At 69.3% G+C, this 19,317-nt stretch carries 19 protein-coding genes; 10 read left to right on the forward strand and 9 right to left on the reverse strand.

Features of this window, described 5'->3' with window-relative positions; genetic code table 11:
- Nucleotides 1-26: 26 nt before the first annotated feature.
- On the reverse strand, nt 27-2,468 hold the full coding sequence (locus KW83_RS10975) for a ligase-associated DNA damage response DEXH box helicase (protein ID WP_036178419.1): 2,442 nt from the start codon (nt 2,466-2,468) through the stop codon (nt 27-29).
- A 94-nt stretch (nt 2,469-2,562) separates the two neighbouring features.
- Here KW83_RS10975 and KW83_RS10980 point away from each other — a divergent pair, with 94 nt between their 5' ends.
- The 3 genes from KW83_RS10980 (at nt 2,563) to KW83_RS10990 (ending at nt 5,228) form a co-directional block, all read left to right on the forward strand.
- Nucleotides 2,563-3,222 (forward strand): NAD(P)H-binding protein, encoded by a 660-nt coding sequence (locus KW83_RS10980; protein ID WP_036178420.1) that lies wholly within the window; start codon nt 2,563-2,565, stop codon nt 3,220-3,222.
- Nucleotides 3,223-3,285: 63 nt separating this feature from the next.
- On the forward strand, nt 3,286-4,047 hold the full coding sequence (locus tag KW83_RS10985; protein ID WP_036178421.1) for an SDR family NAD(P)-dependent oxidoreductase: 762 nt from the start codon (nt 3,286-3,288) through the stop codon (nt 4,045-4,047).
- Complete coding sequence (locus KW83_RS10990) at nt 4,044-5,228, forward strand: acyl-CoA dehydrogenase family protein (RefSeq protein ID WP_036178424.1); 1,185 nt, start codon at nt 4,044-4,046, stop codon at nt 5,226-5,228. Before KW83_RS10985 ends, KW83_RS10990 begins: the two co-directional genes overlap by 4 nt.
- Nucleotides 5,229-5,232: 4 nt before the next feature.
- Here KW83_RS10990 and KW83_RS10995 read toward each other — a convergent pair whose 3' ends face one another.
- Complete coding sequence (locus KW83_RS10995; RefSeq protein ID WP_036178426.1) at nt 5,233-5,886, reverse strand: ABC transporter ATP-binding protein; 654 nt, start codon at nt 5,884-5,886, stop codon at nt 5,233-5,235.
- Nucleotides 5,887-5,890: 4 nt separating this feature from the next.
- Nucleotides 5,891-7,126 carry a hypothetical protein gene (locus tag KW83_RS11000; protein WP_235191408.1) on the reverse strand — a complete coding sequence of 412 codons (1,236 nt, stop codon included), beginning with the start codon at nt 7,124-7,126 and terminating at the stop codon, nt 5,891-5,893.
- A 91-nt stretch (nt 7,127-7,217) separates the two neighbouring features.
- Between KW83_RS11000 and KW83_RS11005 the strand changes: the two genes are divergently transcribed.
- The 7 genes from KW83_RS11005 to rfbA all read left to right on the forward strand — a co-directional run bounded on the left by KW83_RS11005 (nt 7,218) and on the right by rfbA (nt 13,441).
- Complete coding sequence (locus KW83_RS11005) at nt 7,218-8,012, forward strand: ABC transporter permease (protein WP_051928454.1); 795 nt, start codon at nt 7,218-7,220, stop codon at nt 8,010-8,012.
- Nucleotides 8,013-8,022: 10 nt separating this feature from the next.
- Complete coding sequence (locus KW83_RS11010) at nt 8,023-9,108, forward strand: rhamnan synthesis F family protein (protein WP_051928448.1); 1,086 nt, start codon at nt 8,023-8,025, stop codon at nt 9,106-9,108.
- Nucleotides 9,105-10,013: a glycosyltransferase gene (locus KW83_RS11015; RefSeq protein WP_036178429.1), complete on the forward strand. Its 909-nt coding sequence runs from the start codon at nt 9,105-9,107 to the stop codon at nt 10,011-10,013. The genes KW83_RS11010 and KW83_RS11015 overlap by 4 nt, the downstream gene beginning before the upstream one ends.
- Nucleotides 10,014-10,078: 65 nt before the next feature.
- Nucleotides 10,079-10,651: a dTDP-4-dehydrorhamnose 3,5-epimerase gene (gene rfbC / locus KW83_RS11020; RefSeq protein WP_036178432.1), complete on the forward strand. Its 573-nt coding sequence runs from the start codon at nt 10,079-10,081 to the stop codon at nt 10,649-10,651.
- The gene (rfbB, locus tag KW83_RS11025; RefSeq protein WP_036178434.1) at nt 10,648-11,715 is read left to right on the forward strand and encodes a dTDP-glucose 4,6-dehydratase; all 1,068 of its coding nucleotides are present in this window, start codon (nt 10,648-10,650) and stop codon (nt 11,713-11,715) included. Before rfbC ends, rfbB begins: the two co-directional genes overlap by 4 nt.
- A complete protein-coding gene (gene rfbD, locus KW83_RS11030; RefSeq protein ID WP_036178437.1) occupies nt 11,712-12,560 on the forward strand; it encodes a dTDP-4-dehydrorhamnose reductase in 849 nt (282 codons plus the stop codon). The genes rfbB and rfbD overlap by 4 nt, the downstream gene beginning before the upstream one ends.
- Nucleotides 12,557-13,441 carry a glucose-1-phosphate thymidylyltransferase RfbA gene (gene rfbA, locus KW83_RS11035; protein WP_036178439.1) on the forward strand — a complete coding sequence of 295 codons (885 nt, stop codon included), beginning with the start codon at nt 12,557-12,559 and terminating at the stop codon, nt 13,439-13,441. Before rfbD ends, rfbA begins: the two co-directional genes overlap by 4 nt.
- A 411-nt stretch (nt 13,442-13,852) precedes the next feature.
- Here the strand turns inward: rfbA and KW83_RS21160 are convergent, their stop codons facing one another.
- The 6 genes from KW83_RS21160 to KW83_RS11060 form a co-directional block, all read right to left on the reverse strand.
- Nucleotides 13,853-14,023 carry a hypothetical protein gene (locus tag KW83_RS21160; RefSeq protein WP_200879677.1) on the reverse strand — a complete coding sequence of 57 codons (171 nt, stop codon included), beginning with the start codon at nt 14,021-14,023 and terminating at the stop codon, nt 13,853-13,855.
- A 1-nt stretch (nt 14,024) separates the two neighbouring features.
- Complete coding sequence (locus tag KW83_RS11040) at nt 14,025-15,146, reverse strand: YeeE/YedE thiosulfate transporter family protein (RefSeq protein WP_036178442.1); 1,122 nt, start codon at nt 15,144-15,146, stop codon at nt 14,025-14,027.
- Between the two features lie 19 nt (nt 15,147-15,165).
- Nucleotides 15,166-16,098 carry a sulfurtransferase gene (locus KW83_RS11045; RefSeq protein WP_036178444.1) on the reverse strand — a complete coding sequence of 311 codons (933 nt, stop codon included), beginning with the start codon at nt 16,096-16,098 and terminating at the stop codon, nt 15,166-15,168.
- A gap of 206 nt (nt 16,099-16,304) precedes the next feature.
- Complete coding sequence (locus tag KW83_RS11050) at nt 16,305-17,075, reverse strand: ATP-binding cassette domain-containing protein (protein ID WP_036178446.1); 771 nt, start codon at nt 17,073-17,075, stop codon at nt 16,305-16,307.
- Complete coding sequence (locus tag KW83_RS11055) at nt 17,072-18,136, reverse strand: ABC transporter permease (RefSeq protein WP_036178448.1); 1,065 nt, start codon at nt 18,134-18,136, stop codon at nt 17,072-17,074. Before KW83_RS11055 ends, KW83_RS11050 begins: the two co-directional genes overlap by 4 nt.
- An 83-nt stretch (nt 18,137-18,219) precedes the next feature.
- A complete protein-coding gene (locus KW83_RS11060) occupies nt 18,220-19,248 on the reverse strand; it encodes a sugar ABC transporter substrate-binding protein (protein WP_081904572.1) in 1,029 nt (342 codons plus the stop codon).
- Nucleotides 19,249-19,317: the final 69 nt, after the last annotated feature.

The following is a 19,317-nucleotide window of genomic DNA, read 5'->3' on the forward strand; positions in this document are numbered from 1 at the left end:
CGCCGCCCGCCGCAAGATGCCGCGGCTCAGAACGGCACCCGCCAGCGCCGCGCGTCCTCTTGCGTGATCTGCAGCCCCGCGCCCTCCATCAGCCGCTCGGCCTCGTCGGCCAGAAGCTTGTCGGTCCCCGCGCCCTCCACCGGGACGCGCCCGGCTTCCAGGAACAGGGGTGCTGCCAGCGGCGTCGGCCGGTCCGCGACCACGTGGTCGATGCGCCCGGCGGTGCGGGCCAGCATCTCCTCGATCCGGCCGAAATCGACCAGCCCCTTCAGTGCCTCCTCTCGCGTGATGTCCAGCAGCAGGTGGCCCGGTTCATATTTCCTGAGCGTGTCGTAGAGGATGTCGGCGGAGAAGGTCGCCTGCCGCCCGGACTTGCGCTGCCCGCGGGTCTGGCGGTCGATCAGCCCGGCGATCACCGCCGATTGCTTGAACGTCCGCTTCATCACCGCGTTGCCCGCCAGCCATGTCTCGAACGCCGCGCGCAGGCCGGCGCCGTCGAAGAGCGGGGCAGGGTCGTCCACTGTCTCCAGCCCCCAGATCAGCGTCGCGTAGTCGGTCGCCACGAACCCCAGCGGATGCAGGCCCCGCGCCTCCATCCGCGCGGTCACCAGCAGGCCCAGCGTCTGCATCGCGTTGCGCCCCGCGAACCCGTAGATGCAGGTGTGCGCGCGGCCGAGGAACGGGAAGCTCTCGACCAGGATGCGGTCCGCCTCGGGCAGTTTCGACGCAGCGCGCTGGAGATGCAGCCAGGCGCGCGTCGAATCCGGCAGTTCGGGCCAGTCGTCCTGCGCGAACATGCGCAGGATCCGGTGGCTGAGCTGGGTGGACGTGGCGAATTTCGTGCCCATGAAGGTGGCGATGCGGGGCGGCTTGTCGGGGCGGCGCGTGACCTCGACCACGGTTTCGCGCAGGCCCTCGTAGCGGACGATCTGGCCGCCGATCAGGAACGTGTCGCCGGGGGTCAGGGTGGCGGCGAAGCCTTCCTCCACCTCGCCCAGGGGGGTGCCGCCGCGCCGGTTCCGAAGGCGCACCTTCAGCAGGTCGGTGTCCATGATCGTGCCGATGTTCTGGCGCACCCGCAGGTCGCCGCGCGGATCGCGCAGCTGCCACATGCCGTCCTTCAGCACCAGCCGCTGCCACTGGTCGTAGCGGCGCAGCGCATAGCCCCCCGTGGCCACGAACTCCACGCAGGCGTCGAAGGCGGCGCGGGTCAGGGCGCGGTAGGCCCCGGCGCTTGTGACCTCGGCGTAGAGGTCGTCGGCGGCGAAGGGACCGGAGGCGGCGCGGATCAGGATGTGCTGGCAGAGCACGTCGCGGGGTCCGGGTCCGCGCGGGTCGCCGTCCAGGTCGCGGGCCGTCACCGCGTCCAGCGCGGCGACGCATTCCACCACCTCGAACCGGTTCGCCGGCACCAGCAGCGCCTTGGACGGCGCGTTGTAGCGGTGGTTCGCGCGACCGATCCGCTGCACCAGCCGCTTGACGTTCTTCGGCGCCCCGACCTGGATCACCAGATCCACGTCGCCCCAGTCGATGCCCAGATCCAGGCTGCCGGTGCAGACGATGGCCCGCAGATGACCCGCCACCATCGCCGCCTCGGTCTTGGCGCGCTGCTCGCGCGACAGCGAGCCGTGGTGGATGCCGATGGGCAGCGCGTCCTCGTTCTGGAGCCACAGCTCGTGAAAGAAAATCTCGGCCTGGGCGCGGGTGTTGTGAAAGATCAGCGTCGTGCGGTGTCGCCGCACCTGCTCCAGCACGGCGGGGATGGCGTAGCGCCCGCCGCCCCCCGACCAGGGCGGGGCGGCGTCGGTGTCGAGCATGGCGATGTCCGGATCGGGTCCCGGATCGGCATACAGGATCTCGCACGGGTCGGGATGGCGGGCGAGGAACGAGGCGATGGCGGCCGGGTCCTCCACCGTCGCCGACAGGCCCACCCGCCGCAGGTCCGGAACCAGCGCCTGCAACCGGCTGAGCGCCAGCATCAGCTGATCGCCGCGTTTCGATTCCGCCAGCGCGTGGATCTCGTCCACCACGACGCGCCGGAGGCCCGCGAAGATCCGCGGCGCGTCCGGGTAGGACAGCAGCAGCGCCAGGCTTTCCGGCGTGGTCAGCAGGATATGCGGCGGGTCGGCGCGCTGGCGGCGCTTCTGCGTGTAGGACGTGTCGCCGGTGCGGTCCTCGACGCGGATCGGCAGGCCCATCTCGGTCACCGGGGCGGTCAGGTTGCGGCGGATGTCCGCGGCCAGCGCCTTCAGCGGCGAGACATAGAGCGTGTGCAGCCCGTCCTGCGCGCCCTCCGCCAGTTCGATCAGCGAGGGCAGGAACCCGGCCAGGGTCTTGCCGCCGCCGGTCGGCGCTATGAGCAGCAGCGACGGGGCGTCCGCACGCGCCAGCATGTCGCGCTGGTGGGGATGGACCGTCCAGCCGCGGGCGGCGAACCAGGCGTCGAAACGGGCGGGAAGTGTCACCATCCCCCGCCATGTAGGCGCGCCGGGCCGGCTTCGCCATCCGCTCTGCGCGCGCTAGGTCTCCGAGCCGGACCCAGAGACAGGACGGAGCCACGCCATGGCGAGGATATTGATCATCGGAGCGACGGGAGGCGTCGGCGCGCGGCTGATCCCGCTTCTGGCCGCGGACGCCCATGAGATCCACGGGCTGCACCGCGCCCCCGCGCAGGCCAAGGATCTGCAGCGCCAGGGTGTGACGCCCCACGGCGGCGATCTGATGGAGATGTCCGAGGACGACTACGCAGCACTCGTCTCGGGCATGGAGGTGGTCGTTTTCTCCGCCGGCGCCGCCGGGTCGGGCGCCGACCGCACGACGGAGATCGACGGCAATGGCCCGGTCAAGCTGATCCGCGCCATGGAGCGCGAAGGGGTCACGCGGCTGGTGCTGGTGTCGGTCTTTCCCGAAGCCGGACGCGACCGCGCGCCGTCTGACGGGTTCGAGCATTACATGGCCTGCAAGAAGCGCGCCGATGTCGCTGTCGCGGCCTCCGGACTCGACTGGGTGATCGTACGGCCCGGAACCTTGCAGGACGCCGATGGCGACGGCATGGTCCGCGCCGGCCGGGCGGTGCCCTACGGAGACGTGGCGCGCGGAAACGTGGCGCGGCTGATCGCAGAGGTCGTGGCCACGCCCGCGCTGAGGCGCGAGGCGATAGAGCTGACCGATGGCGACACGCCCGTGGCCGAGGCCGTGGCCGCGCTTCGCCGTGACGGCTGAGGGATCCCGGCTTGCGGTCAGCGGTGATCGTGCGACAGTGTCGCGCAAACGGGAGGGCAGGACATGAAACTCGACGGACAGGTGGCGATCGTGACCGGGGGCGCGTCGGGGCTTGGCGGCGCGACGGCGGCGCGGCTGGCGGGCGCGGGCGCGGCGGTGGCGATCTTCGACCGCGACGCGGACAAGGGCCGGGCCCATGCGACGGCGATCGGCGCCACGTTCCATGAGGTCGACGTGACCGATGCGACCGCCGTCGCCGACGCCATCGCCAGCGCAGAGGGCGCCAACGGCACCGCGCGCATCCTGGTGAACTGCGCCGGGGTCGGCCCGCCCGCCAAGGTCGTGAACCGCGACGGAGACCCCCTGCCGCTGGACGCCTTCGCCCGCGTCGTGTCGATCAACCTGCTCGGGACCTTCAACGTGCTGTCGAAATTCGCCGCCCGGCTGGTCGCCGCCCCCCGCGACGGCGAGGAGGCCGGCGTGATCGTCAACACCGCCTCCGTCGCGGCCTATGACGGGCAGATCGGGCAGGCCGCCTATGCGGCGTCGAAGGGCGGCATCGTCGGCATGACCCTGCCCGTCGCCCGGGAATTCGCCCGCCACGGCATCCGCGTGATGACCATCGCGCCGGGCCTGTTCCTGACCCCGCTGCTGGAAAGCCTGCCCGAAGAGGCGCAGCACTCCCTGGGCGCGCAGGTGCCGTTCCCGAACCGGCTGGGCGATCCGGAGGAGTTCGCCCTGCTGGTCGAAAGCATCGTCGCCAACCCGATGCTGAACGGTGAGGTCATCCGCCTGGACGGCGCCATCCGGATGGCGCCGAAATGACCCCGCTGGAGCAGACCCACGGCCTGTCGGACCGCGCCCGCGACATTGCCCGGCGGGTCGAGAGCTTCGTGCGCGACACCGTCGTCCCCTACGAACGGGACCCCCGGCAGGACGCCCACGGCCCCGCGGAGGCGCTGGTCGCGGAACTGCGCGAACAGGCCCGCGCCGCCGGGCTGATGACGCCCCATATCGGCGCGGACGGCAGCCATCTCACCCACCGCGAGATGACGGCCGTCCTGATCCGCTCGGGCCTCTCCACGCTCGGCCCCGTGGCGCTGAACACCGCCGCACCGGATGAGGGCAACATGTTCCTTCTGGGCCGGGTCGGCAGCGATGAGCTGAAGGCGCGGTTCCTGGCGCCGCTGGTGGCGGGCGACAAGCGCTCGGCCTTCTTCATGACCGAACCGGCGGCGGACGGCGGCGCCGGTTCGGACCCGTCGATGATGCAGACCACCTGCCGCCCGGACGGCAACCACTGGGTGATCGACGGGCGCAAGGCCTACATCACCGGAGCCCAGGGCGCCGGCGTCGGCATCGTCATGGCGAAGGCCGACGAAGGCGCCTGCATGTTCCTGGTGGACCTGCCGGACCCCGCGATCCGGATCGAGCGCGTGCTCGACACGCTCGACGGCTCGATGCCCGGGGGCCATGCCGTCGTGCGCATCGACGGCCTGCGCGTCCCCGCCAGCCAGATGCTGGGCGAGGCGGGAGAGGGGTTCAAATACGCGCAGGTCCGGCTGGCCCCCGCCCGGTTGACCCACTGCATGAGGTGGCTGGGCGCGTGCCTGCGCGCGCAGGAGATCGCCACCGACTACACCTGCCGCCGCCATGCTTTCGGCAAGCCGCTGATCGAACATGAGGGCGTCGGCTTCATGCTGGCGGAGAACCGCATCGACCTGATGCAGGCCGAACTGATGACCTACTGGTGCGCCGACGTGCTCGACCGCGGCGACCGCGGCACCACCGAAAGCTCCATGGCCAAGGTGGCGGTGTCGGAGGCGCTGATGCGGGTGGCCGACAAATGCGTGCAGGTGATGGGCGGGCAGGGCGTCACCGCCGATACGCCGGTCGAGCGCGTGTTCCGGGAAATCCGCGCCTTTCGCATCTACGACGGCCCGACAGAGGTGCACAAATGGAGCCTGGGGCGCAAGATCCAGCGCGACTGGAGCAAGCGCGCCTGACGGCTTAGGACATGTTGCGCTGGTGGTGGCGGATCGCGGCGTCCACGTCCTCGTAATAGGTGAGGTTGCCGTTCTCCAGAACCGCGCCGGAGTCGCAGAGCAGCTTCACCTGGTTGAGCGAGTGCGAGATCATGATCGCGCCGGACTTGCGCAGCCGGTCCTTGAGCACGGCGGCGCTCTTTTCCTTGAACGCGGCGTCGCCGACGGCGCCGATCTCGTCCATCAGGTAGGTGTCGAACGGAATCCCCATCGACAGCCCGAAGGCCAGGCGCGCCTTCATCCCCGATGAATAGGTGCGCACCGGCTCATAGAAGTGATCGCCCAGTTCCGCGAAGGACTGCGCGAAGTGGATCAGCTGCGCGCTGTCCACGCCGTAGACGCGCGCCGTGAACCGGACGTTCTGCACGCCCGTCAGATCGGCGTGGAACGTGCCGGCGAAGCCCACCGGCCAGGAAATCGTGCCGTCCGACAGGACCTGCCCGCTGTCTGCGTTCAGAACCCCCGCGATGATCTTCATGAGGCTCGATTTTCCGGCCCCGTTGCGGCCCAGGATGGCGACGCACCGACCGGAAGGGAACTCCGCGTTCAGGTTCCGCGCGACGACCTTGCGCGAGCCTTTCAGCCAGAATGTCTTGCACAGGTTCTGCAGCCGGATCATGGACTCACCGGCGGTCCTTCATGCTGTAGGCGACCAGGGTGATCAGGCAGAAGAGCCCGAAGGATCCCAGCGCCACCACCGCCAGGAGCAGCCAGCGTTGCGGATAGCGCGGGCTCTGGGGCAGGGTCGGGTCCACATAGGCGGCCAGGTACCGGCTCTGGCGCCGCGCCTCGGCCTTGGCGCTGTCATAGGCCGCCTGGGCCGACACATAGGCCTGCTCGGCGAATTCGCGGTCGAGCGACAGGCTCTCGAACTCCCCGATCACGTCCGCGTAGCCGCCGGACTCGCCCGATCCGCCGACCCCCAGCTTGCGGCGCTCCTCGGCGATACGGTTGCGGATCACGCCGATCCGCCGTTCGATCTGGTCGCCGCGCAGGTTGGCGCCGGTGGTCTGCTGCAGGGTCAGGTCGTATTCGATCAGCGATTCGGCAAGCTGCGCCTGGAGCGTGTTGAGCACCCCCATCTGGCCCTGGATGTCGGCCTGGGGATCGACGATCTGCTCGACGTTGCGGAACCGCGTCAGCGCGGTGCGGGCCGCGCGCAGGCGCTCCACCGCGTCCTCCAGATCGCGCCGCGCGTATTCGGTCAGGTCCGACTGGGCGACGGCCGACAGCTCGTTGATCCGCTGGCTCGACATGTCGAACAGGGTCTCGGTGATGAGCTGCGCGTCCTCCGGCGTGAAGGCGCGGGCCTCGACCTCGATCAGGCCGGTGCCGGGGTCGTAGCTGACCTTGACCATGCCGTGCCAGAAATCCACCAGCTCCTCGACCGTCGGATCGGGGCCCAGCGTGAAGACCGGATCGTTGTCGGGCTTGCTGAACATGGCGCTGACATCGATGCGCTCGTCGATGGCCATGACCAGTCCCTGGGACTGGATGTATTCGTAGAGGATATCGGTGTCGGACCCGCTGCTGTTGGACATGCCCGCCAGCCCCACCAGCGTCTCCACCGGATTGGTGACCTCTTCCTTGCGCACGGTGAAGCCCACGGTAGAGGCATATTGGTCCGCCGCGCGCGCGAAGAGGTAGATGCCGGTCGCGGCGGTCGGCGCCAGGCAGAACACCACGAAGGCCGCAAGCGTCACCCAGTGGCGCAGCCGCATCCGCGCCCGCTGCGCGGCGGGCGCGATCTCGACCACGCGCATGGCGGGCGCCCCGCCGGGGGGGGGCTTGCGGTTCGCCTGGGGGCCGCGCTTCGCGGGCGCGTCCACCTGGTCGGTCGGGATCGGAGATTTCGCCAAATGCGTCCCGTCGATGGGCGGAATTGCCTTTATCCTGCCTGCCGACTATACGCTGCGACCGGGACTTTCACCAGCCGAGGTCATCAGAAATTTGCGACCGACCGCCCGTCTGAGATCCACGCGCAGCGTTCCCACATTCCGCGCCATCACCGCGCTGATCCTGCGCGAGATGGAGACGACCTACGGGCGCTCTCCCGGCGGCTATCTCTGGGCCTTCGTGGACCCCGTCGCCGGCATCGCGCTGCTCACCCTGGTGTTCTCGCTGCTGCTGCGCTCGCCCAGCCTGGGGACGAATTTCGCCCTGTTCTATTCGACCGGGATCGTGGTCTTCACCGGCTACAACGCGCTGTCGGGCGCGGTCTCCTCGGCGCTGCGGTATTCCAAGGCGTTGCTGCAATATCCCGCGGTGACCTTCATGGACGCCATCCTCGCGCGGTTCCTGCTGAACCTGCTGACGCAGATGGCGGTCGGGGCGCTCATCGTTTACGGCATCATCTGGTTCTACGAGCTGAACCCGATCATCCGCTGGGAGCCGATCATGCTGGCCACCGCGATGAGCGCGTCGCTGGCCATGGGGATCGGGCTGTTCAACTGCTACCTGTTCCTGCGGTTCCAGGTCTGGCAGCGGATCTGGTCGATCCTCAATCGCCCGCTCTTCATCCTGTCGGGGATCATCTTCATCCCCGAGGACGTGGGCGGCAGGAGCGCCGAACTGCTGATGATCAACCCGCTGACCCACATCACCAGCGAGATGCGCAAGGGATTCTACGGCACCTATGAGGCCGCTCTCGTCAACCCGACCTATGTGTTCGCCTGGGCGCTGGGCTTCGGCGTGGCCGGCATGTTCCTGCTGTCGTACCACTACCAGGACGCGATGAACCGGTGAGGGCGCGGCCATGAGGGATCTGCGGCGCAAGGCCGGTCTGGTCCTGAGGCTGGCCCTGCCGACCCGGGCAGAGCGCGCCTGCGTGGCCGAGATCCGCCAGAGCGGGCTGTTCGACCGGGCCTATTACCGCGCCTCCCACCCCTATTTGAACCCGCTGCACCGCGCCTGGCCCGAGCGGCACTACGTCCAGTTCGGAGAGCGCGCCGGACTGCGGCCGAACCCCGCCTTCTCGCCGCAGGCCTACCTGCGCCACCTGGCGGACCCGCCGCGCGACGGGCGCGCGCTGCTTCACTACATCCGCGCCGGCCGGACCGGCGTCACCGAAGAGCCGGACGGCGCCTGGCATCTGACGCCCCTTGCCGGGACGGACCGGGCCCCCGTCGCCCCCGCCGCCATCGTCGCGCATGTGTTCTACCGCGATCTCTGGCCGGAGCTTGCCGCCGCCATCGCCCGCCAGGGCATCGCCGCCGATCTCTTCGTGACCGTCACCGCCCATCCCGCCGGCGACGAACGGATGGTGCGCGCCATCACCGGGCAATTTCCGCGGGCGCGCGTCTGGTCGGTGCCGAACCGGGGCCGCGACGTGCTGCCGTTCCTGGGGCTGCTGGCCACGGGCGCGCTGGCGGAATACCGCGCGGTGGCCAAGATCCACGGCAAGAAATCGCCGCTGCGCACCGACGGCGACGCCTGGCGCGCGCGACTCGTCGACGGGATCCTGGGCGATTCCCGGGTCACCGAACGCGCCCTGGAGCGGTTCCTGGCGGACCGTAGCGCCGGCCTCTGGGTGGCGGACGGACAGCGGCAGGGGGGGGCGCGGCTCTGGCGGATGAACCGCCCCCGGACAGAGGCGCTGCTGGCCGCCATCGGCATCGCCCCCGACGCGGATCTGGCGCCGTTCCCCGCCGGCTCGATCTACTGGGCCAAGCCGCAGGTGCTGGAGGCGCTCCGCAGGCTCCATCCCGGCCCGGACGGGTTCGAGCCCGAGCGGGGCCAGGCCGATGGGACGACCGCCCACGCGGTCGAGCGCGCGACGGGCCAGATCGCCCGCGCCCAGGGTCTCCGCGTGGTCGAGACGTCGGAGCTTTTGACCCCGTGACCCCGCATGTCCAGATCCTGCTGGCGGTTCACAACGGTGCGGACCACCTGCCCGACCAGCTTGCCAGCTACGCCCGGCAGACCCTCGACACCTGGTCGCTGATCGCCTCGGACGACGGATCGGCGGATGACAGCCGGGCGGCGGTCGCGCGGTTCGGCGCCGCCCATCCCGGACGCGTCGCGGTGATCGACGGGCCGCGGCAGGGCTACGGGCAGAACTTCCTGCACCTTCTGCGCCAGGCGGATGCGGAGTTCGCGGCGCTGTCGGATCAGGACGACGCGTGGTTCCCGCATCATCTGGCCCGCGCGGTCTGGCGGCTCGGGGGCCATACGGACCGCCCGGCGCTCTACTGCGCGCGGACCATCCTGTGCGACGCGGACCTGCGCCCCCTGCGCCCGACGCGGTTGTTCCGCGGCACCCCCTCCTTCGCCCATGCGCTGGTCCAGAGCCTGGCCGGCGGGCATACAATGGTGCTGAACCGCGCGGCCCTGTCGCTGGCGCAGGACGCGTCCGCCGCCGTGGAGGGGCCGATCGTCCATGACTGGTTTCTCTACCAGCTTGTGACCGGCAGCGGCGGCGTGGTGATCTACGATCCCGCCCCGGCGCTTGAGTACCGCCAGCACGGCCGCAACCAGATCGGTGGGGCCGCCGCCCCGCGCCACCGCGTCGCCCGGCTGCTGGAGGGCCGGTTCCGCCGCTGGAACGAGGTCAATATCGGCACCCTTCAGCGTCTGCGCCCGCATCTGACCGCCGATGCCGCCGACCGGCTGGACCGGTTCGCCGCCGCTCGCGCCGCCCGCACCGGGATCGGACGCCTGCGCGCCCTGTCGCGCGCCGGCGTCGGACGGCAGACGGTGCCGGAGCAGATCGCCCTCTACCTTGCCGCCCTGGCCGGCCGGATCTGAACCGTCTGGCCTCTCGCGCCAAGTCGGGTTAGCTCAGGGCGCGAACCGAACCGGGGAGTTTTCGCGTGCAGATCGACGCCACCGCCATCGCCGATGTCCTGATCCTCACCCCGCGGCGTTTCGCCGACGACAGGGGCTTCTTCTCGGAAGTCTGGAACCGTGAGACCCTGCGCCGTGAGGCCGGGATCGACGCCGCCTTCGTGCAGGACAACCAGTCCCTGACCCGCGCGCCGGGCACCGTCCGCGGTCTCCACTGCCAGACCCCGCCCCGCGCCCAGGCCAAGCTGGTGCGCTGCGGCCGGGGCGCCGTGCGCGACGTGGCGGCGGACATCCGCAAGGGCTCCGACACCTACGGGCAGTGGGTCGCCGTGGAGCTTTCGGCAGAGAACGGCCGCCAACTCTATATCCCCGAAGGGTTCCTGCACGGTTTCGTGACGCTGACGCCGGACGCCGAACTGCTCTACAAATGCACCGACACCTACGCCCCGGAGTGCGATGTCTCGATCCGCTACGACGACCCGGACCTTGCCATCGACTGGGGCGTGACGGTCGACGCAGGCCAGCTTTCGGCCAAGGACCGCGACGCACCGGCGCTGGCCGCGTTCGACAATCCGTTCGTCGTGGAGGTGGCGCGATGAAACTGCTGGTGACGGGCGGCGCGGGCTTCATCGGCTCGGCGGTGGTGCGGCTGGCCGTGGCGCGGGGCCATGAGGTCGTGAACCTGGACAAGCTGACCTATGCCGCGTGCCTCGCCAACCTGGCCCCGGTGGACGATGCGCCGGGATACGCGTTCGAGCAGGCCGACATCTGCGACGCGCCCCGCGTCCGCGCGATCCTGGCCCGTCACCGCCCCGACGCGATCCTGCATCTGGCCGCCGAAAGCCATGTGGACCGCTCCATCGACGGACCCGGCACGTTCGTGCGCACCAATATCGACGGCACCTATACGCTGCTGGAGGAATCGCGCCGCTACTGGGAGGCCGCGAACCGGCCCGCCGGGTTCCGCTTCCACCATGTCTCCACCGATGAGGTGTACGGCTCCCTCGGCGCCACCGGCCAGTTCACCGAGGACACGCCCTATGCGCCCAACTCGCCCTATTCCGCGTCCAAGGCCGCCAGCGACCATCTGGTGCGCGCCTGGGGCGAAACCTACGGCCTGCCGGTGATCGTCACCAACTGCTCGAACAATTACGGCCCCTACCACTTTCCCGAAAAGCTGATCCCCGTGGTCATCCTCAAGGCCCTCGCCGGTGCGCCGATTCCCGTCTACGGCAAGGGTGAGAACGTCCGCGACTGGCTCTACGTGGAGGATCACGCCGACGCGCTGCTGACGGTGCTGGCGCGCGGCACCGTGGGCCGCAGCTACAACATCGGCGGCGAGAACGAGGTGCGCAACATCGACCTGGTGCGGATGATCTGCGCGCATCTGGACCGGCTCCGACCGCGTGACGCCGGCCCCCATGCGGATCTGATCACCTTCGTAACCGACCGCCCGGGACACGATCTGCGCTACGCCATAGATCCGTCCCGGATCCGGGACGAGCTTGGCTGGCGTCCCGGCGTGACGCTGGAACAGGGTCTGGAGCGGACCGTGGACTGGTATCTGGCGAACCAGGACTGGTGGCGCGCGCTTCTGGACCGCGACGGGGTGGGCGCGCGGCTGGGGACGGGTACGGCGGCGGGCCGGGGGGGCGCGGCATGATCCTGGTGTTCGGCGCGAACGGTCAGGTGGGCCGCCACCTGGCGCGGATGGACGGCACCCGCGCCCTGTCGCGGGATGAGGCGGATCTGTCGGACCCCGGCGCCTGCGCGCGCGCGATCCGCGACGCCCGCCCCGACGCGGTGATCAACGCCGCCGCCTACACGGCCGTGGACAAGGCCGAGGAGGACGAGGCCCGCGCCACCACGGTCAACGGCGACAGCCCCGGCGCCATGGCGCGGGCGGCGGCGGATCTGGGCGTGCCGATCGTACAGATCTCCACGGATTATGTCTTTCAGGGGACAGGAACGGTGCCCTATTGTACAAACGACGCCACCGCGCCGCTCGGTGCCTACGGCCGCTCCAAGCTGGCCGGCGAAAAGGCCGTCCGCGCGGCGGGCGGCACGCACGCGATCCTGCGCACCTCCTGGGTCTTCGCGGGCCACGGCGCGAATTTCGTGCGCACCATGCTGCGCCTTTCCCAAACCCGCGACCGGCTGGCCATCGTCGCGGACCAGGTGGGCGGCCCGACGCCGGCCGGGGCCATCGCAGAGGCCACCCTTGCCATGGCGCACCGCCTGATCGCCGCGCCAAGTGCCTCCGGCACCTACCATTTTTCCGGTGCGCCCGATGTCAGCTGGGCCGATTTCGCCCGCGCCATCTTTGCCGAAGCCGGCCGTGCCGTGACGGTCGAGGATATCCCCGGCGCATCCTACCCAACCCCCGCCGCGCGGCCCGCCAACTCGAGGCTGGATTGCTCCGACACCAAGGCCGCTTTCGGGCTGACCCGCCCGGACTGGCGCGCGGCGCTCGGCCCCGTCATCCGCGAGATCGAGGCGACGCCATGACCGACAGCCCCCCCCAGACCCGGAAAGGCATCATCCTGGCCGGCGGGTCCGGCACCCGGCTCTATCCCCTGACCACCGGCGTGTCGAAACAGCTCATGCCGGTCTACGACAAGCCGATGATCTACTATCCGCTATCGGTGCTCATGCTCACCGGCATCCGGCAGATCGCGGTCATCACCACCCCGGAGGACGGGTCCCAGTTCCGCCGCGTCCTTGGCGACGGCAGCCAGTGGGGACTGTCGCTGACTTATATCGAGCAGCCCAGCCCCGACGGACTGGCCCAGGCCTACATCCTGGCCGAGGATTTCCTGGACGGTGCGCCCAGCGCCATGGTGCTGGGGGACAACATCTTTTTCGGCCACGGATTGACGGAAGAGCTGAACCGCGCCGGGTCGAGGCCCACGGGCGGGACGGTCTTCGGGCACCGGGTCCACGATCCGCAGCGCTACGGCGTGGTGTCCATGGACGAAGAGGGTCGGGTCACCGGTATTGTCGAGAAACCGGAGGTGCCGCCGTCGGACTACGCGGTGACGGGACTCTACTTCCTCGACGGCCGCGCGCCGGAATGGGCGCGCAAGGTGAAGCCGTCGGCGCGCGGAGAGGTCGAGATCGTCAGTCTGCTGGAGATGTACCTGGCCGAAGGCAGCCTCGACCTCGCGCGGCTGGGGCGCGGCTATGCGTGGCTGGACACCGGCACCCATGCGTCGCTGCTGGATGCCGGGAATTTCGTGCGCACGCTGCAAAGCCGCCAGGGCATCCAGTGCGGCTGCCCCGAAGAGATCGCTTTCGAACAGGGCTGGATCGGGGCGGAGGATCTGAGGGCCCAGGCCGCGCGCTTCACCAAGACGGAATACGGCCAGTACCTTCTGCGTTTGATCTGACAAGTGGGCAGCCGCCTGTCGTCGGACTGCCCATGCGCCGCCTCCCTGTCCCAGTCCCGAGGCCCTAGCCCACCGGAACGCGGCGGGGCGGGGACGAGCGGCGGGCATCAAGGCGCTCGTCGCCCCGACCCCGACTGAGGCCGGGGAAAGTCCCATGCGCGGTTCAAACTGGCTAGACTAATGACCTGGCGGGCGTTTCCGGGCTGCCGAAGCACCCGCAAGGACCGTCCGGGAGCAGATGAACGGCCCCGCCAGTCAAACGGCGCGACAGAGATGGATATGGCGCGCCTCCGGTCAGGCGCAGCCGAACATGACCCCGCATGGGTCAGAGAAATCGGGAACACGGTGAACCCGTCGGGGACAAGGCCAGCACAGCACCCGGAATGCGCCCTTATCGCGACCGGGGTCAGCCTATTCCGTCGGCAATGCGGCGCAATGGGCGCCGTCCGCGGCCGAGCCCGATCCCAGGGCCAGCAGCGACGGCTGGTCGTAGATGTCCAGCGGCCGGGAGGATGCGAGGTCGAAGGACAGGAGGCCCGCCATCAGCAGCAGGACCAGGGCGGCCGTCAATCTGCGGGTCATGCTACCCTCCCAGCCCCAGCCTGGGCCGCAGCCTGACCCCGACGGCAGAGCCCGCGAAAGCCGCCGCGAACCAGGCCCAGCCGTGCAGAGAGCCGGTCGAGATACCTGAAAAGAACGCCCCCACGTTGCATCCGAACGCGATGCGCGAGGAATAGCCCAGAAGGAACCCGGCCACGATCGCCGTGACCCAGGCCCGCGCCGGGTAAGAGGGCAGCTTCTGCGCGAACCCCTGCCGCCAGGCCGTGACCAGCAGCGCGCCGCCGATGATCCCCAGGTTGGTCAGGGACGTCACGTCGGTCAGCAGGCTGTCGGCGATGCGCTGCTGGTTGGACGCGATCCCCCAGAAGGCCGAAGGCTCTGTCGGGATGCCGATCGCGCTCGCCCCCTTCGCGGCCCAGAGGCCAAGGCCGTAGACGACGCCCCAGGGCTGGCCCGCGACGATCAGATTCAGGATCGCGAAGAACGCCAGAAGGAGCGACGCCCAGACATAGCGGCGCGGGATGCGTCGCAACTCCGGGGGCGCCAGCCACAGCACGAAGGCGGCGACGGCGGCCAGCGCCGCCAGTGTCACGATCAGCCCGGAGGTGCCCGAGAACACGACCGTCGGCAGGCTTCCGAGGTTGGTCCACCAGATCAGATTGTAGGCGCCCGCGAAGGAGCCGATGGCGAAGAAGGGCAGCGTCAGAACGCCGATGGCATTGCCACTGCCGGCGTTGACCAGGGTGCCGGAACCGCATCCCATGACAAGCTGCATCGCGGCGCCGAAGACGAAGGCGCCGCCGACCATGGCGAAGCCGACCGGGGCGTAGGCGCCGATCAGTTCATCCCCTGCGCCGGACAGGAGCGGAAAGGCGACCAGCGCGACGACTCCGATCGACAGCAGGTGACCCAGCAGCCCATCGGGATTGCGGTCCACGATCATCCGCCGCCAGGGTCCGGCAAAGCCGAAGCGGAACCCTTCCAGCGTGATGCCGAAGCCCAGCCCGATGAGGATCAGCAGTCCGTAGCGCGCACCAGCAAACAGCGCCACGGCAAGGGCGAAGGCCAGCGCCGCGCCGATCAGCGCGGCACGGGTGACGGTCGAGGCGCCGATGGGAGCGGCGGGGATGGCGGCCTGGGACATGGAGACTCCGGTGGAGGGCTCAGAACGCCGACGTGACCTGCCGCCAGAGCATCGTCAGCGGACCGGGGACGTTCTCCATCTCGCCGCCCGCGATGGACCAGCCGACGATGCTCTCGGGATAGAGCTTGACGTTGTCGATGCCGGCAAGCTCGCTCAGGGCGAACCAGTTCGTCGCGGCCCAGTGGCCGGTGTTGCAGAACGAGATGATTTCCCCGGCGCCGGTGAAATCCTGCTCGGCGGCAAGACTTTGCGCAGAGGCGGCATCGACGATGGCAGGTCCGTCGTCGAACCAGCCGGAATGGGTGAAATACTGCGACTGGGGCAGGGTGCCCGGCTTGGCGGCGGCGGGGTGGGCCTGCTTGCCCTCCCAGAAACTCTCTGGCCGGGCGTCCAGCAGCAGCGCCTCTTCGTCGCCGGAGATGACGGCGCGTACCTCGTCGGCGGAGGCGGTCCACCGGTCGTTCCAAGTCACCTCGATCTCCGAGGTCATGTAGGCGCCGTCCTCCTGCGACAGCTCCATGCCCGCCTCCGTCCAGGCGTTCACGCCGCCGTTCAGGATCGAGAGGTTCTCGAACCCGCTGGACTTCAGCGTCCAGTAGACCCGGGCGGCGGCGCCGAAATCGGTTTCGTCCCGGCCCTGGTAGGTCACCACGATATGGTCGTCCAGCTCCAGGTCCAGCCCGCGATAGATCTCCTGCAGGTCGGCAATGTCCACGAGCTGTCCGGGATTCTCGGCCGGCCCGCGGAACAGCTGGTAGGGCGCCGGGGCAGCCGTGGGCACATGCCCACCGTAATAGCCGTTTTCGTCGGCGTTGCGGACGTCGAGGACGCGCACCTCGTCAAGATTGGCCTGCAACTCCTGGGGCGTGACCAGCGGGCCCAGGTCGGCCGTCTGGGCCAGCGCGCTGGTGCTGAACAGGAGAGCGGCGGCAAGGGGCAGGGCGTGTTTCATCGTAGAACCTCCGATCGGCGTTGGCCCCTATCTGGCACGGTGGGCTGCCGGCGCAAGTCCCCGCGACGCGCAGGGCGCGGACGATCGTTCCCGGGCGACCGCCGGGGCCGGGGCCGCGTTGGTCCGGGTGCGGGCGGGTCGGGACGTGCGTTCCGGGCCGCGTGCCGGGATGGAACGCCGGTCCTTTCCGGGACCCGTGGTACGGTTCAGGCCGCCTCTGCCGGTTCCTTTGCGCCGGTCATGTAGGCCACGGCGTCGGACATGCTCTGCTCCTTGGGATCGAGCACGCAGAGACGCTTGCCCAGCCGGTGGACATGGATGCGGTCCGCGACTTCGAACACATGGGGCATGTTGTGGCTGATCAGGATGATCGGGATGCCGCGCGACTTCACGTCCTGGATCAGCTCCAGAACGCGCCGGCTTTCCTTGACCCCCAGGGCCGCCGTCGGCTCGTCCAGGATGATGACCTTGGAGCCGAAGGCTGCGGCGCGGGCCACGGCGACGCCCTGGCGCTGCCCGCCGGACAGGGTCTCTACCGCCTGGTCGATGTTCTGGATCGTCATCAGCCCCAGGTCGCTGAGCTTCCTGCGGGCGAATTCGCGCATCTGCGCCTTGTCGAGCTGGCGCAGGTACTTGCCCATGAAACCCGATTTGCGGATCTCGCGGCCCATGAACATGTTGTCGGCGATGGACAGGGCCGGGGACATGGCAAGCGTCTGGTACACCGTCTCGATCCCCGCGTCCCGCGCGTCGATGGGCGTGGTGAAGCTGATTTTCTTGCCTTCCAGCCAGACCTCTCCGGCGTCGGGTATGACCGCACCGGAGAGCACCTTGATCAGCGACGACTTCCCGGCCCCGTTGTCGCCGATGACGGCCAGGATCTCTCCGGGCAGGAGGTCGAAATCGCAGCGGTCCAGCGCCGTGACCCTGCCGTAGCGCTTCAACAGGCCGCGCGCCTTCAGGATGGGCTCTGTCATGCCGACACCTTTCTGATCCACTGGTCCACCGCGACCGCGGCGATGATGAGGACACCGATGAGAAGGTAGGTCCACTGCGCGTCGGCCCCGGCCATCCTGAGGCCCATCTCGAACACGCCGACGATGAGCGCGCCCAGGAACATGCCCACGATGGAGCCGCGCCCCCCGAAGAGCGAGATCCCCCCGATCACCACCGCGGTGATGGCCTGGATGTTGCCCAGAACGCCCGTGGACGCCGACGGAGAGACCGACCCGAACCGCCCGATCATCACCCATCCGGCGATGGCGCAGAAGAACCCCGCCAGCGCGTAGGTCTGGATCAGCAGGGCGTCCTTCTTGACGCCCGCCAGTTCCGCGGCCTCCGCATCGTCCCCGACGGCATAGAGATGGCGTCCCCAGGCCGTGGCGCGCAGGACGTAGGCCACGATGGCCACAAGGACGAGCAGCAGAACCACCGCATAGGTCACCCGCGCGTCGAAGATCACGAAGGAATTGCCCCAGAACTTGAGGATCGGAGCCTCCGCGTCGATGTCCTGGCTGCGGATCGTCTCATTGGCCGAATAGATGTAGTTGGTCGCCAAAAAGATCTGCCAGGTGCCCAGGGTGGTGATGAACGGCGGGATCCGCAGCTTTGCGACCAGCACGCCGTTGATCGCGCCCATGAGCGTTCCCGCGGCCAATCCCAGCACGACCGCGAAGCTTGGCGGTATCCCGTAGCGGAACGCGAACTGGCCCATGATGACGGAGGACAGGACCGCCATGGCGCCCACGCTGAGGTCGATGCCCGCGGTCAGGATCACGAGGGTCTGGGCGATGCCCAGCAGGCCGACGATGCCGATCTGCTGGAAGATGATCGACAGGGTGCTGATCCGCCAGAAATTGGCGTTCAGAAAGCCGAAGACGATGACCGCGCCGACCAGAACCAGAAGCGGCACCAGGGCGGGGTTCTGGTGCAGGATGTGGTGGAGATGCCCGATAACGCCCTTGCGGTCGTCCTTGAACTCGGCCTGCCTATCCGCCCCGCCGCCGCGCGTGGCCTCTTCGTAATCCGCCTTGGCCATGAACCCGATCCTTCTGTCGAATGGCCGGGCGGCGAGGCGCCGCCCGGGGGGTTTTCACAGGCTGTGCGCGCCGCCGGCGGGCGTCAGCCCCAGCACAGCTCCAGCCCTTCCTCGACGGAGATCGAGTCCACTCCGTCCACCGGCTCGTCGGTCACCAGCGCCACGCCGGTATCGAAGAAATCCTTCCCCTCGGTCGGCTGGGGGATGGTTCCATCCTTCGCGTACTGGGCGATCGCCTCGATGCCGAGAGACGCCATGCGCAGCGGATATTGCTGCGAGGTCGCGCCGATCACGCCGTCCGCGACGTTCTGCACGCCCGGGCAGCCGCCATCGACCGACACGATCGTCACGTCGCCGCCCGCGCCCATGGCTTGCAGCGCCTCGTAGGCGCCCGCAGCCGCCGGTTCGTTGATGGTGTAGACCAGGTTGATCTCCGGATCCCGGGACAAGAGGTTTTCCATCGCGGTTCGGCCGCCCTCTTCGTTGCCGGCGGTGACGTCATGGCCGACGATGCGGGGGTCCTCTTCGTCGCCCCATTTGTTCGGGTCGCCCACGTCGATGCCGAACCCGTCCAGGAACCCCTGGTCGCGCAGAACGCCCACGGTCGGCTGGCTCACCGCGAGGTCGAGCATCGCGATCCGCGCGTCCGCGGCCGCGTCGCCCATCTTGGCGGCGGCCCACTGGCCGATCAGCTGTCCGGCAAGGTAGTTGTCGGTGGCGAACGTCGCGTCGGCGGCGTCGGCAGGGTTGAGCGGCGTGTCCAGCGCGATGACCAGCAGCCCGGCGTCCTTCGCCCGTTGCAGGGACGGCACGATTCCGGCCGTGTCGGAGGCGGTGATCAGGATCCCGCTGGCGCCGTCCGCGATGCAGGTTTCCACCGCGGCGATCTGCGTCTCCGTATCGCCGTCGACCCGGCCGGCGAAGGTCTTGAGCGCGATCCCCAGCTCATCGGCCTTTTCGGAGGCGCCTTCGCGCATCTTGACGAAGAACGGGTTGGTGTCGGTCTTGGTGATGAGGCAGGCCGAGACGTCCTGGTGCTCGGCGGCACCGGCGGCCCCCGCCCATGCGATCGAGGCCGCCGCGCACATGAGCGCGGTTCTGGTAGCTTTCATGTCTTCCTCCCTGAGTGCCGGACGCAACTTTGCCCGTGTGCATTGTCGAAACACCTACAATGATTGGCG

Source organism: Palleronia rufa (genome assembly GCF_000743715.1).
GTDB lineage: Bacteria > Pseudomonadota > Alphaproteobacteria > Rhodobacterales > Rhodobacteraceae > Palleronia > Palleronia rufa.

What these genes read in the sequence shown, in the direction of transcription:
- KW83_RS11040 (WP_036178442.1), bottom strand. Translation starts at nt 15,146, where the DNA reads ATGTCCCAGGCCGCCATCCCCGCCGCTCCCATCGGCGCCTCGACCGTC.
- KW83_RS21160 (WP_200879677.1), bottom strand. Translation starts at nt 14,023, where the DNA reads ATGACCCGCAGATTGACGGCCGCCCTGGTCCTGCTGCTGATGGCGGGC.
- KW83_RS11055 (WP_036178448.1), bottom strand. Translation starts at nt 18,136, where the DNA reads ATGGCCAAGGCGGATTACGAAGAGGCCACGCGCGGCGGCGGGGCGGAT.
- KW83_RS10990 (WP_036178424.1), top strand. Translation starts at nt 4,044, where the DNA reads ATGACCCCGCTGGAGCAGACCCACGGCCTGTCGGACCGCGCCCGCGAC.
- rfbB (WP_036178434.1), top strand. Translation starts at nt 10,648, where the DNA reads ATGAAACTGCTGGTGACGGGCGGCGCGGGCTTCATCGGCTCGGCGGTG.
- KW83_RS10980 (WP_036178420.1), top strand. Translation starts at nt 2,563, where the DNA reads ATGGCGAGGATATTGATCATCGGAGCGACGGGAGGCGTCGGCGCGCGG.
- KW83_RS10985 (WP_036178421.1), top strand. Translation starts at nt 3,286, where the DNA reads ATGAAACTCGACGGACAGGTGGCGATCGTGACCGGGGGCGCGTCGGGG.
- KW83_RS10975 (WP_036178419.1), bottom strand. Translation starts at nt 2,468, where the DNA reads ATGGTGACACTTCCCGCCCGTTTCGACGCCTGGTTCGCCGCCCGCGGC.
- KW83_RS11010 (WP_051928448.1), top strand. Translation starts at nt 8,023, where the DNA reads ATGAGGGATCTGCGGCGCAAGGCCGGTCTGGTCCTGAGGCTGGCCCTG.
- KW83_RS11050 (WP_036178446.1), bottom strand. Translation starts at nt 17,075, where the DNA reads ATGACAGAGCCCATCCTGAAGGCGCGCGGCCTGTTGAAGCGCTACGGC.
- KW83_RS11060 (WP_081904572.1), bottom strand. Translation starts at nt 19,248, where the DNA reads ATGAAAGCTACCAGAACCGCGCTCATGTGCGCGGCGGCCTCGATCGCA.
- rfbD (WP_036178437.1), top strand. Translation starts at nt 11,712, where the DNA reads ATGATCCTGGTGTTCGGCGCGAACGGTCAGGTGGGCCGCCACCTGGCG.
- KW83_RS11045 (WP_036178444.1), bottom strand. Translation starts at nt 16,098, where the DNA reads ATGAAACACGCCCTGCCCCTTGCCGCCGCTCTCCTGTTCAGCACCAGC.
- rfbA (WP_036178439.1), top strand. Translation starts at nt 12,557, where the DNA reads ATGACCGACAGCCCCCCCCAGACCCGGAAAGGCATCATCCTGGCCGGC.
- KW83_RS10995 (WP_036178426.1), bottom strand. Translation starts at nt 5,886, where the DNA reads ATGATCCGGCTGCAGAACCTGTGCAAGACATTCTGGCTGAAAGGCTCG.